Origin of the sequence: Winogradskyella sp. A3E31 (assembly GCF_046720935.1) — a bacterium.
Taxonomy (GTDB): Bacteria; Bacteroidota; Bacteroidia; order Flavobacteriales; family Flavobacteriaceae; genus Winogradskyella.
In genome coordinates this window covers 221647-234919 of the sequence record NZ_JBHNWH010000005.1, presented here as the reverse complement: position 1 = coordinate 234919, position 13273 = coordinate 221647, and the positions used below count along the sequence as shown (strand labels likewise).

General features: G+C 36.1%; 12 protein-coding genes. 11 read left to right on the top strand and 1 reads right to left on the bottom strand.

Annotated features, from left to right (window positions below):
- Positions 1–33: 33 nt before the first annotated feature.
- The 11 genes from ACFEMA_RS08220 (at position 34) to bshA (ending at position 12587) form a co-directional block, all read left to right on the top strand.
- Positions 34–1146 (top strand): N-acetylmuramoyl-L-alanine amidase family protein, encoded by a 1113-nt coding sequence (locus ACFEMA_RS08220; protein WP_411767657.1) that lies wholly within the window; start codon positions 34–36, stop codon positions 1144–1146.
- A 55-nt stretch (positions 1147–1201) separates the two neighbouring features.
- Positions 1202–2146 carry an MlaD family protein gene (locus tag ACFEMA_RS08215; RefSeq protein WP_411767656.1) on the top strand — a complete coding sequence of 315 codons (945 nt, stop codon included), beginning with the start codon at positions 1202–1204 and terminating at the stop codon, positions 2144–2146.
- 10 nt (positions 2147–2156) lie between these two features.
- Complete coding sequence (locus tag ACFEMA_RS08210; protein WP_411767655.1) at positions 2157–3473, top strand: 4Fe-4S dicluster domain-containing protein; 1317 nt, start codon at positions 2157–2159, stop codon at positions 3471–3473.
- 14 nt (positions 3474–3487) lie between these two features.
- Positions 3488–4279 (top strand): (Fe-S)-binding protein, encoded by a 792-nt coding sequence (locus ACFEMA_RS08205; protein WP_411767654.1) that lies wholly within the window; start codon positions 3488–3490, stop codon positions 4277–4279.
- Positions 4280–4284: 5 nt separating this feature from the next.
- Positions 4285–4470: a hypothetical protein gene (locus ACFEMA_RS08200; RefSeq protein WP_411767653.1), complete on the top strand. Its 186-nt coding sequence runs from the start codon at positions 4285–4287 to the stop codon at positions 4468–4470.
- Entirely contained in the window at positions 4471–4986 is a 516-nt protein-coding gene (locus ACFEMA_RS08195) for a PH domain-containing protein (protein WP_411767652.1), read from the top strand.
- On the top strand, positions 4973–6481 hold the full coding sequence (locus tag ACFEMA_RS08190; protein WP_411767651.1) for a PH domain-containing protein: 1509 nt from the start codon (positions 4973–4975) through the stop codon (positions 6479–6481). Before ACFEMA_RS08195 ends, ACFEMA_RS08190 begins: the two co-directional genes overlap by 14 nt.
- A gap of 32 nt (positions 6482–6513) precedes the next feature.
- On the top strand, positions 6514–6999 hold the full coding sequence (locus ACFEMA_RS08185; RefSeq protein ID WP_411767650.1) for an ABC transporter ATPase: 486 nt from the start codon (positions 6514–6516) through the stop codon (positions 6997–6999).
- A 68-nt stretch (positions 7000–7067) separates the two neighbouring features.
- Entirely contained in the window at positions 7068–8291 is a 1224-nt protein-coding gene (gene serB, locus ACFEMA_RS08180; RefSeq protein WP_411767649.1) for a phosphoserine phosphatase SerB, read from the top strand.
- A 119-nt stretch (positions 8292–8410) separates the two neighbouring features.
- The gene (locus ACFEMA_RS08175; RefSeq protein WP_411767648.1) at positions 8411–11353 is read left to right on the top strand and encodes a glycoside hydrolase family 3 N-terminal domain-containing protein; all 2943 of its coding nucleotides are present in this window, start codon (positions 8411–8413) and stop codon (positions 11351–11353) included.
- Between the two features lie 91 nt (positions 11354–11444).
- Positions 11445–12587, top strand: a complete 1143-nt coding sequence (bshA, locus tag ACFEMA_RS08170) for an N-acetyl-alpha-D-glucosaminyl L-malate synthase BshA (RefSeq protein WP_411767647.1) — start codon at positions 11445–11447, stop codon at positions 12585–12587.
- 50 nt (positions 12588–12637) lie between these two features.
- On the opposite strand, the gene ACFEMA_RS08165 is transcribed toward bshA, so the two are convergent.
- Positions 12638–13138 (bottom strand): hypothetical protein, encoded by a 501-nt coding sequence (locus ACFEMA_RS08165; RefSeq protein WP_411767646.1) that lies wholly within the window; start codon positions 13136–13138, stop codon positions 12638–12640.
- Between the last annotated feature and the right edge of the window lie 135 nt (positions 13139–13273).

Here is a 13273-nt window from a genome sequence, read left to right as displayed (position 1 = left end):
TTCATTACCGTTAGGATTATGATGCAAACGAACATGATATACAGATTAGTATTTATCTCCCTTTTATTTATAATAGGTTTAACACCGCAAGGTATGGCCCAAGCTGACGATGATAAGTTTGTGGTTGTATTGGATGCTGGTCATGGAGGAGGAGACCCTGGCAATTTAGGGAATGGTTATAAAGAAAAGAATATTGCTTTAAAGGTTGTTTTGGAAGTTGGTAAGGCTTTGGAAGACAATCCAGATATTAAAGTCATCTACACCCGAAAGACCGATGTGTTCTTAGAATTACATGAGCGTGCAGATATTGCCAATAAAGCTGATGCTGATCTTTTTGTGTCGGTTCATTGTAATTCTCATCATACCCAAGCTTCTGGTACTGAAACTTTTGTTCTTGGAGCAGCCAATACAGCTAGAAACTTTGCCGTTGCCAAGAAGGAGAATGAAGTTATTTTCTTAGAGGATAACTATGAGAAAAACTACGCAGGGTTTGACCCAAGCTCACCAGAATCGACTATAGCCATCGGAATAGAACAAGAAATATATGTAGAGCAGAGTATAGTTTTAGCGCGTAAGATTGAAGATAATTTCGTTAAGAACGCCAAACGTAAAAGCCGTGGTTTAAAACAAGCCAGCCTTTTAGTCATTAGAAATACCTATATGCCAAGTGTATTGGTAGAGTTAGGTTTTTTAACCAATAACCAGGAGGGGCCATATCTCAATTCTAAAAGAGGGCAGCAGAATATGGCTGTGGCTATAGAAAAGGCCATTATTTCGTATAAAAATGAACTTGATCAAAATATTGGGGATAGTTTTCTGCAAGCCGCAGAAGACATAAAGCAACATACCCCATTACCTCAAAGAGAAACTAGGATTATTGAAGACGTTACTTTTAAAGTTCAGATAGCAGCAAGCTCCAGAAAGTTAGAGCCTAAACCGTATAATTTTAATGGTTTGGACGATGTTTCACGAGAGCAGGTAAATAATCTTTATAAGTATTACTATGGAGCTACGTCCGATTATAATGAGATTAAAAACCGTAAGCTGAGGGCTGCTAAAGTAGGCTATGATTCTTGCTTTATAGTAGCATTTAAGGATGGTGTGCAGATTTCCGTAGATGATGCTCTTAAATCCACTTCAAATTAAATCTTAAAGTTCTAAATTAATTCCTAATTTTGTTTGGAACAAAAGTTTCTAAGCATTGAAAATTTCAAGAGAAGTTAAAACAGCGATTCTGGTGATTTCCGGAATTTTGTTATTCATATATTTATTCAATTATCTAAAGGGTGAAAACCTGTTTGATGATAAGACCAATTTCTACACACAATTCGACTATAATGCCCTAACAATGTCTTCTGCTGTGACCATAAAAGGCAACAGAGTGGGCAAGGTTGAGGATATTAAATATGATTTTGAATCAGGAAAAACATTGGTGTATTTTTCTGTCGACCCTCAACTAAAATTTTCTAAGAACAGTACAATCCGACTCTATGAAACTGGCCTAATGGGCGGTAATGCTTTGGCTATTATTGATGCTGAAGATGGAGAAACTGCACAGAAAGGGGATTTTATTAAATCTGAAGTCCAGCCTGGGCTCATCACATCTTTAAAAGAGAATTTTACAGGTTTAGGTAGTAATTTAGACAGTACGCTTCAGTCTGCCGATACCCTAATGGTAAACTTAAATAAGATTGTTGCCAGTGATTCGGAAGACGGCTTAAAGGCTACCATTGCGGAATTGAACAAAACGATTAAATCGTTTAGAGGATTATCCTATTCATTTAACGAATTGGTTAAAAACAATGAAGATAAAATTGACTCCCTGTTGGGCAACTTTAACAATACCAGTAAAGAGTTGGCTATACTCGTTAAGGACTTAAACGATGCTGAAATTTCTAAAACCATTAAGGATTTTGATGCGACATTGCTAAAGATTAACGGGCTTATTGAAGGTCTTGATGCAGGTGAAGGTACTATGGGAAAACTGTTAAATGATGATGCTTTATACAAAAACCTTGAAGGTGCATCTAAAGAGTTAGAGCTGCTATTGTTGGATATAAAATTACACCCCGCAAGATACAGGCGTATTTTATCTAAACGGGAAATTCCTTACGAGCCTCCCACCGAAGAGCAAATGAACGACTAGAACAATTAACATGCAGTACCTTCCAAATATAATTTTTGCCATTATCCTTATTGCTGGGATTGGTTATTTTACTAAAAATGTTAGGCTTCTTATTAGAAATATTAAGCTGGGCAAACCTGTTGATGCTTCTGACAGTAGTTCTCAGCGATGGAAAAATGTAGTGCAAATTGCATTGGGCCAGAGCAAAATGGTAAAACGGCCTATTGCAGGTTTTCTTCATGTTATTGTGTATATAGGCTTTATTATCATCAATATAGAAGTCCTCGAAATTATCATAGATGGTTTATTAGGTACCCATCGCATTGGCTTAGAAATCCTTCCTTTATCTGTATATGGTTTTTTAATAGGAAGCTTTGAAATTCTCGCGCTTTTAGTATTAGTATCCGTAATCGTTTTTTGGTTACGTCGAAACATCATTAAGCTAAAACGGTTTCTAAGTGCCGAAATGAAAGGCTGGCCAAAACAAGATGGTAACCTTATCCTTTATTTTGAAGTCGTTTTAATGTGCCTATTCCTTATCATGAATGCTGCTGATATCGAATTTCAGAATATGGCATCTGGAAATATTATAAGTCAATTTATCGCTCCTTGGTTTGAAGGGTTTTCAGAAAACACACTTCATATTATAGAGCGCACTGCTTGGTGGTTACATATTGTTGGTATTTTGGTGTTCTTAAATTATCTCTATTTTTCAAAACATTTGCATATTATATTGGCATTCCCTAATGTGTATTATGGACGTGTTAATCCACAAGGGCAGTTCAATAACTTAGATGCGGTTACCAAAGAAGTGATGTTAATGATGGACCCTAATGCAGATCCTTTTGCTGCTCCACCAGAAAGTGAAGATGATGGTGAGCCAGAAAAGTTTGGTGCAAGCGATGTTATGGATTTAAGCCAGGTACAATTATTAAATGCCTATACCTGTACCGAGTGTGGGCGCTGCACGAGTGAATGTCCTGCAAACCAAACAGGTAAAAAGCTTTCTCCTCGAAAAATTATGATGGATACCCGTGACCGTCTTGAGGAAGTTGGTAAAAACATAACAGCAAATAAAGGTGTATTTAAACCCGATGATAAACAATTACTCAACGACTATATCACTAAAGAAGAACTTTGGGCCTGCACCAGTTGTAATGCTTGTGTTGAAGCATGCCCTGTGAGTATTGATCCATTATCTATTATCATGGATATGCGTCGTTATTTGGTAATGGAGGAGAGTGCAGCACCGATGGAGCTGAATAATATGATGACCAATATTGAAAATAATGGTGCTCCATGGCCTTACAACCAAATGGATCGTTTAAACTGGGCGAATGAGCAATAAATAATTAAGCAAGAATGAGCGAACAACTTAAAGTGCCAACAATGGCAGAATATATGGCAGAAGGAAAGCAACCAGAAGTATTGTTCTGGGTGGGATGTGCTGGTAGTTTTGATGACAGAGCTAAAAAGATAACAAAAGCATTTGTAAAGCTTTTGCATAAGGCTAATGTGGACTTTGCAGTTTTAGGAGCTGAGGAAAGTTGTACTGGGGATCCTGCAAAACGTTCTGGAAATGAATTCTTATTTCAGATGCAGGCAGTGACTAATATTGAGGTGATGAATGCTTATGAGATAAAAAAGATTGTGACGACATGCCCACATTGTTTTAATACTCTGAAGAATGAGTATCCTTCCTTAGGCGGCAATTATGATGTCGTACACCACACACAATTTTTAAAAGGCCTTTTAAATGATGGCAGAATTACCATTGAAGGAGGGCAGTTTAAAGGAAAACGAATCACATTCCACGACCCCTGTTATCTAGGTCGTGCCAACAACGTCTATGAAGCGCCGCGTGACTTGATTAGAAAACTTGACGCTGAGCTGGTTGAAATGAAAAGCTGTAAAAGTAGAGGCTTGTGTTGTGGTGCTGGTGGAGCACAAATGTTTAAAGAGCCAGAGCCAGGAAATAAAGACGTTAATATTGAGCGTACGGAACAAGCTTTAGAAACTAAGCCTCAAATTATCGCTGCAGGTTGTCCTTTCTGTAACACCATGATGACAGACGGCGTTAAGAACAAAGAAAAAGAATCTGAAATTCAGGTGATGGATATTGCTGAATTGATTGCAAACGCTCAGGATTTATAAAAGTTATGTCCGATAATAAACAGCTTATATATGCTGCATTAAAAAATGGACTGCTTTGGACGACAGTGCTTCTTATTCTTACCTACTTCAAAAACGGTCAAATTAATTGGGTATATATGCCCTTATGGTTTTTATTCTTTGCAGGTACAGGAGCTGCAAGAAAATATTATTTTTTATCAAAGGAAAAATAGATGTTCACAAATGCTCAAATAGAACTAGAATCATTGCCAAAATTGGATGACGTTACTATGACGCCAATATCCAAGAAGTATTTAAACATTATTCTCATTAATAAATTCATCCTATTCGCTATTGCTTATAGTGCATTAATTATGGCAAATATTTTTGCAAATGATGTGTTGTTTACAGAATATTTCTGGTATTTGATACTAGTATTGACAGTGATTCTAGCTGTTAATTTAATTTTTTCAGTTCTTGCCTTTCGTAAAAGAAAATATGCCTTAAGGGAAAAGGATGTTATTTATTCAAAAGGGCTTCTATTTCTTAAATTAACTGTTGTGCCGATTTCAAGAATTCAGCACATCGAGGAAACCAGGACTTGGCTTGCAAGACAGTTTGGTTTGGCGTCTCTTAAATTATTCACGGCAGGGGAGTCAGGTACAGATTTAAGCATTCGAGGCTTAACCGAGGACGAAGCCAGAAGAATCAATGATTTTCTAAGCGCCAAAGTTGATGCAGAAGATTGATTTTTCACAACCAGTAAGACAATCGCCAAAGGGAGTTATCGTCATTTTTGGTTTGAAATCGGTTCAGTTTGTTCGACGGTTTTTTGTCTTGTTTTTAGCGCTTGGGGTTTCAATTTTTAGAAAAAATTCTTTTGCTAATTTAAGCATTGCAGTCATCATAGGAATACTAGTACTGATTGTGATTGGTATATTGGTGTATTCAATCCTAAGATACCTCAACTTTAAATTTCATGTGAGTCAAGATGATTTCCACCTTTCTAGTGGCATTTTAAATAAAGACACTATAGTTGTTCCGAAATCTAAAATACAGAACGTCAATATAAAGCAGAATTTTTTACAACAATTGATAGATGTCGTCTCCATAAATATTGAAACTGCGGGCGATGATAAATCTGAAATAACGATTAATGCTTTAGATAGGGGCAATGCAACACGACTAAAAGAACAGTTGTTTGTAAGGCGCTCATTATCTGAAGAAGCTGACATTGATGTATCCAAAATTGATAAATCTGAGAAAAAGGTTTTTTTCAAGGCCTCAATAAAACGTTTGCTTTTAGAGGGTATTTCTGAGAATCACTTTAAAAGCTTTTTAATTATTGTTTCATTTTTTGTCGGTATCTATTATCAAGCAGAAGAGTACTTTGAAAGTTTCGGTATTGAAGAGCAGGTTGAAAACAACATCCAATTTGCTGAAACCGTTTTTATTGGGTCACTTTTTATTGCGCTGATTGCTGTTCTTGCTTTTCTGATTATTTCAATATTATTTTCAGTAATAAAAATGCTCATTATTAACTTTAATTTAGAAGTGATTGAGCACCATAAAAATATTGAAATCAATAAAGGACTTTTCAATAAGATGTCCTTGACGCTTACTCCAAGCCGCATTCAAAATATAGTCGTAAAAACAAATCGTATTAAAGAATGGTTAGGACTTTATAGACTTTCAGTAAAACAGGCAATGTCTAATAAAAAGCAACAGAAGAATTTCGCCATTGTTGCTTTAGACGGCTTACAGCTCGACTATTTAATCAATAAATTATTAAAAATCTATTCTAAACCTGAAAATTTTCTCAAGCCAGAAGGTTATTTTAAATACATTCTATGGTTGAGGCTTTTATTGGTTTTTGGATTACTGAATATTCCAGCTTATGCCGTCATCGGTAAAGGCTTCTGGCTAATAAATTTTCTGTTTCTTGTATTTATAGCAATTTACGTTTATGTACGTTACAGAAAATCAGGCTATTTAATTTCTGATAATTTTATTACAATAACCAGCGGTTTTATTGATACAGTTACCAATATTTTGGAAATTCATAAAATTCAATCTATAGAAATCAGCCAAACTATTTTTCAAAAACGAAGGGGCATCACATCGGTAATAATTGCAACGGCTTCCAAGAGCATTACCATTCCTTACATTAAGGAAATAGATGCGCAAGCTATTTGTAATAACCTGCTTTATAAGGTCGAATCCTCTAATAGGGATTGGATGTAATATTGTATTTTTGTTACTGAAAAAATTAATTTATGTTAGTAGAATTTGATAAGCTCCCGGATGAATCTAGAGTATGGATTTACCAAGCCAATAGATCTTTTACCGAAGATGAGATTGTTGAGATAAAACATAAGCTGTCTGAATTTTTAACACAATGGACTGCTCATGGACAAGATTTACAAGCTGGCTTTAATATTGTATATAAGCGTTTTATAGCTATAGCTTTAAACCAAAGCTTAAACACCGCAACAGGTTGCTCCATTGATGCTTCTGTACGTTTTATTCAACAATTAGAAAAAGAGTACAATGTTGATTTAATGGATAAAATGAATGTGTCTTATAAGCAAGGGGAGTATATTGCTTACAAACCTTTACTGGATTTTAAAAAAATGGCCAAGCAAAAGGCTGTTTCCAAAAACACCATCGTGTTTAACAATTTGGTAAACAATATTGCTGAGTTTAAGGAAAACTGGGAGGTACCAGCCAGTGAAAGCTGGCATAGTCGGTTTATTAAATAGTACTAACTTCAAATAAACTTTTATAATTCAATTAGAATAGCCATTTTTACGCTTCAAAATTTTGAACCTTGGCTACAGACATTTTTTTACTAAATATTTCAGGACAAGATAAACCGGGACTAACATCTGGATTGACCAGTGTTTTAGCTGAATATGGTGCAAAAGTACTGGATATCGGTCAAGCTAATATTCACGACACCTTATCTCTCGGTATATTATTCGAAATTCCTTCAGGTAAAAAATCAGCTGCAGTTCTAAAGGATTTATTGTTTAAATCTTACGAATTAGGAATTAAAGCTAAGTTTACTCCCATATCACTTGAGGATTATGAAAACTGGGTAACCCTTCAAGGCAAGGATCGTTATATAGTCACTATTCTGGGTGAAAAATTAGCGGCCAAGCAAATATCGGATGTCACTAAAATCATATCGGACAAAAACCTAAATATTGATTCCATAAAGCGTTTAACAGGACGTTTGTCCTTGGTGAAATCTGAGGAATATCCAAGAGCATCCATTCAGTTATCCATTAGGGGTAAAATTGAGAATAAGGCTGAGTTGACGGAAAAATTTGTCCAGATTTCAAAGGATTTAGATGTCGATATTGCATTTCAGGAGGATAATATTTTTAGACGCAATAGACGATTGGTGTGTTTTGATATGGATTCAACCTTGATTCAGACAGAAGTCATTGATGAGTTAGCGGAATTTGCAGGTGTTGGTGAGGAGGTTAAAGCGATCACTGAATCTGCTATGCAGGGCGAAATTGACTTTCAGGAAAGTTTTATAAGACGAATGAAATTGTTGAAAGGTCTAAAAGAAGAAGTTTTACAAGAAGTAGCTGAGCGATTACCGATTACTAAAGGAGCTAGACGTTTGGTTGATACCTTGCATAAATATGGCTTTAAAACGGCGATATTATCTGGTGGGTTTACGTATTTTGGGAATTATCTAAAAGAAAAATTAGATATTGACTATGTCTATGCCAATGAACTTGAAATAAAGGACGGTGTGCTTACCGGTGGTTATGTAGGTGACATTGTGGATGGCGATAAGAAAGCGCAACTTCTCAAGGAATTAGCTGAAAAAGAAGGCATAGATATAGGGCAGACCATTGCCGTTGGTGATGGAGCTAATGATTTGCCAATGCTCAATCTTGCAGGTCTTGGTATTGCTTTTCATGCCAAACCTACGGTAAAGGAAAATGCACAAAGTTCTATTTCTAGTATTGGTTTAGATGGTGTGCTCTATCTTTTAGGCTATCATGATCGTCATATTGATTTGTTGGAGTAACAGTCTCAAATTGTTAATTAAAGTCTTCATAAATCCCTCTTAAAATGCTTCTTACTTAGTTGCAATTATGCTAATTTGGCACAGTATTCGTTGTAAACCTATAAACGATAATATTGTTAATGCGAAACTTAGCCCTCTTTCTTTGCTGTTTGTTGACTCAATTCAGCTTTTCTCAAATAGATTTAGATAACCCATTACTTGCGGATGATTTAAAAGCCCAACAAAAATGGGTGGATAGCGCCTATGAATCTATGACGCTGAAAGAGCGAATAGGTCAATTATTTATGGTTCAGGTGTATTCAGATGAAAAACAACTTAATGTTAATGAGGTTGTAAAACTTGTAAAGGAACAGCACATTGGCGGAATTATATACACAAAGGGTGGCCCTTACAGACAAGCCAAGCTTAACAATGATCTTCAATTTGCGGCAAAAACACCTTTGTTGATTGGTATGGATGCCGAGTGGGGATTAAGTATGCGACTGGACTCTACTTATGCATTTCCATGGAACATGACGCTAGGCGCAATACAAGACAATAAACTTATTGAGCAAACGGGTTATCAGATTGGAGAACACTGTAAACGATTGGGAGTGCACTTTAACTTTGCACCAGTTGTAGATATCAATACAAATCCAAAAAACCCGATTATAGGCAATCGCTCTTTTGGTGAGGATAGAGATAATGTCACATCTAAAGGATTGGCTTTTATGAAGGGCATGCAATCTGCGGGAGTCTTGGCCAACGCAAAGCATTTTCCAGGTCATGGAGATACCGAAGACGATTCGCATCACACATTACCAACCATTAATTTTTCTAAGCAAAGAATTGATTCAGTTGAGTTACACCCGTATAAGACTTTGATTAAAGAGGGGCTTTCTAGTGTTATGGTGGCTCACTTAAATGTGCCCAATTTAGAATCCAAAGCAGGATTACCTTCATCACTTTCTAAACATATCATAACAGATATTCTAAAGAAACGCTTACAGTTTAAAGGCCTTATTTTTACTGATGCTCTCACCATGAAAGGAGCAGCGGATTTTAATGAAACGGGCGCTATAGATTTAGCTGCATTTATGGCGGGTAACGATGTCCTTTTAATGTCTGAAGACGTTTCAAAAGGCGCGGCAAAAATTTTGAGCGCCTACCAATCTGGTACAATTTCTGAAGGTCGCTTGTCGCACTCAGTAAAGAAGATCTTGATGGCAAAATATAAGGTAGGCCTTCATAATTATGAGCCTGTTGGGCTATATAACTTAGGCAAGGATTTAAACCGTATTAAGGACGATTTGTTGTATGGTGAATTGATGGAAAATGCCATATCCGTCGTAAAGAATGATTCAGACTTGTTGCCTATTAGGGCTTTAGAGCGCAAGCAAATCGCTTATGTGAAATTTGGTAACGATTCTGGTTCAGAATTTCTTTCTGAACTAAAAAAATACACCAAAGTCGATGAGATTAAGTCTGATGATTTAAACAGTTTAATTGTAAAACTTCAAAAGTACAACACTGTAATCATTGGCCTCCATAAATCTAACGATAACCCTTGGCAGGGCTATAAATTCACGGATAAGGAGTTAGTGTGGCTTCAAGAGATTGCTCGTACCAATCGGGTGATTTTAAATGTATTTGCAAGACCCTATGCTTTAATGGATATTACATCTATTGAGAATATTGAAGGCGTTGTAGTCAGTTATCAAAATAGTGACATTGCTCAACAAAAGTCAGCACAATTATTGTTTGGAGCTATTTCTGCAAAAGGAAAATTACCAGTATCTGCAGGTGAAAATTTTAAAGCGAATAACGGCATTGAGTTTAAAGCTATAAAAACCTTAGGGTATGCATTGCCAGAACGTGTTGGAATGGATTCAGAAAAATTAGCAAAGTTAGATTCTGTAGCTAACTATGCCGTCGATAATGGAATGACGCCTGGTATTCAGCTTTTGGTAGCTAGAAAAGGAAAAGTCATTTATAACAAGAACTTCGGAAAACATACCTACGAGGGTAAAAAAAAAGTAGAATTTGATGATGTTTATGATGTAGCATCACTAACCAAAATTTTAGCAACCCTACCGCTCTTGATGGAAATGGAAGAACAGCAAGTGTTCTCCTTAAATAATAGTCTTAGGGTACTTTTACCAGAGTTTGAATACAGCAATAAGTCTAGAATAACTCCAAAACAGATGCTATCGCATTATGCAAGACTAAAACCTTGGATTCCTTTTTATGTAGCGACCTTAGATAGTATAACAAAAAAACCATCAAAGGATTTTTATAGCACTAAAAAAAGTGATGTTTTTGCTGTTGAAGTAGCAGAAAACCTTTTTATGCGAACCGATTATCAAGATTCTATTGTTGAGATTATTAAACAGTCTGAGCCCTTATCCCGTTTGCGATACCGCTATAGTGATTTGCCATATTATATCTTTAAAAAATATATTGAAACACATTATAATAAGGGGCTTGACGAGTTGGTACAAGATCATTTTTATCAATCCTTAGGGGCGAATTACACGACGTATAAACCACGAGAAAAATTTGATTTAGAACAAATAATACCAACGGAGGTTGATGACTATTATAGGTTCCAAACCGTGCAGGGTTATGTACATGATATGGGTGCAGCCATGCAAGGTGGAGTAGGTGGGCATGCTGGTATTTTTAGTAACGCTAATGATGTTGCCAAGATCATGCAGATGTATCTTCAAAAAGGCTATTATGGTGGTAAACGTTACCTAAAAGAGGAAACCGTTAACAAATTCAATTTTTGTTATTACTGTAAAAATAATAACCGCCGAGGTATTGGTTTTGACAAACCTCAGTTAGGGGATGTAGGGCCAACCTGTGGCTGTATTTCCATGAAAAGTTTTGGACATTCTGGTTTCACAGGGACTTACGCTTGGGCGGATCCTGATGAAGAAATTGTTTATGTCTTTTTAGCCAACAGAACCTATCCTACCGCAGGGGCAAATCGCCTTTTAAAAGAGAATATCCGTACGGAAATTCAACGTCTTATTTATGAAGCTATTACAGAAGAAAAGGAAAGTTATATTGATCTTTAAACGTTAAAAATCCTTAATTTTTCATCACTTGTCTCACGGTTTATTGATGGTATAGTTACCTTTAAAGCTGAAGAATCAACTAAACATATAGATGAAAATAGGAATTGTTTGTTACCCAACTTTTGGGGGAAGTGGCGTTGTAGCTACGGAACTAGGTTTAGAACTATCTAAGCGAGGGCACGAGATTCATTTTATAACCTATAAACAACCAGTGCGTTTAGAACTTTTGGGTTCCAATCTTCATTTCCATGAAGTCCACGTGCCAGAATACCCATTATTCCATTATCAACCATATGAGTTGGCCTTGTCAAGTAAGTTGGTAGATATGGTAAAATTGCATAAAATTGAATTGCTCCATGTCCATTATGCCATTCCGCATGCCTACGCAGCTTTTATGGCGCAACAGATGTTGAAAGAGGAAGGACTGTTAATTCCCATTGTAACGACTTTACATGGGACAGATATTACTTTGGTTGGTAGTCATCCATTTTATAAGCCTGCTGTAGCATTTAGTATTAATAAATCCGATGCGGTGACATCGGTATCAGAAAACCTAAAAAGAGACACGCTTCGATTATTTAATATCAAAAAGGATATTTCTGTAATCTCCAATTTTATAGATTTGGACAAGCATCAAAATGGTTTTACGGATTGCCAAAGGGACATGATGGCGGATGAGTCCGAACGTATTATAACCCATATCAGTAATTTTAGGGAGGTTAAAAACATACCAGACGTTGTGAGTATATTCAATGGTATTCAAAAAGAGATACCTGCAAAGCTAATGATGGTAGGTGAAGGGCCAGAAAAGGTGAAGGCTGAGAAGATGATTGATGATCTTGGCCTGCAAGATAAAGTGGTGTTTTTTGGAAACAGTAACGAAATTGACCGAATTCTCTGCTTTAGCGATTTATTCTTATTGCCATCTCAAACAGAAAGCTTTGGTTTGGCGGCCTTAGAAGCCATGGCATCAAGTGTGCCTGTGATTTCAACAAACTCTGGCGGGTTGTCAGAAGTTAATATAGATGGCTTTTCAGGATATTTAAGTGATGTTGGTGATGTAGAAAGTATGATTGAAAATGCATTGAAGATTTTAAAAGATGAAGATACACTCCAAACCTTTAAAGCGAATGCAAAAGCACAGTCACTAAATTTTGATTTACATGCTATTGTTCCTAAGTACGAAGCCATTTATGAGCAAACGCTTAAGCAGTACCTCATGACTTTTAAATAAAAAAAAAGCCATTTCATCAGAAATGGCTTTTCAATATATTTTAAACAAGTTTAGAACTGATATCTTATACCTAAAGCAATATCAAAGTCTAGGTCATCATTGTCAAAACGGTCATCTCCGAAACCAAACTCTGGTCTAAAATCCAAAGACAATAATAAAGGGATATCAAAATTGTATTCTATACCAATGTCTCCAGCGATAAAAACAAACGTATCACTAAAATCATCATCAAAATCATTATTCCTGTTATCAAATTCGTAAGCACCTAGTCCGCCACCTACGCCGGCATACCAGTTAAAGCCTCCATCAATGTTCCATACCCATTGGTATAATCCAGCAATTTTAAAACCATCAAAATTATTTCCATCTCTCCATCCGAGGGTAAATTCTAAACGTTCGTCTGAAGCAACTGCTCGTTGATAAGAAATTTCACCACCAAATCCATCACTATCACCGAGACGTAAACCTAGTGCGTTGTCAGAAATTATTTGTGCATTAGATAATGCTGTAAAGCCTATAAAGGCAACCACTACCAAAACTATTTTTTTCATAATTAAAATTTTAAGTTAGATTGTTTTAAGGATGTCATCCATCCGGAAATTATAACGACAAAATTATGTTAAAATTGGATGAATAGCTTTATTTTTAGGACAATTTTATAATTCATTTCACACTAAGATTAACTC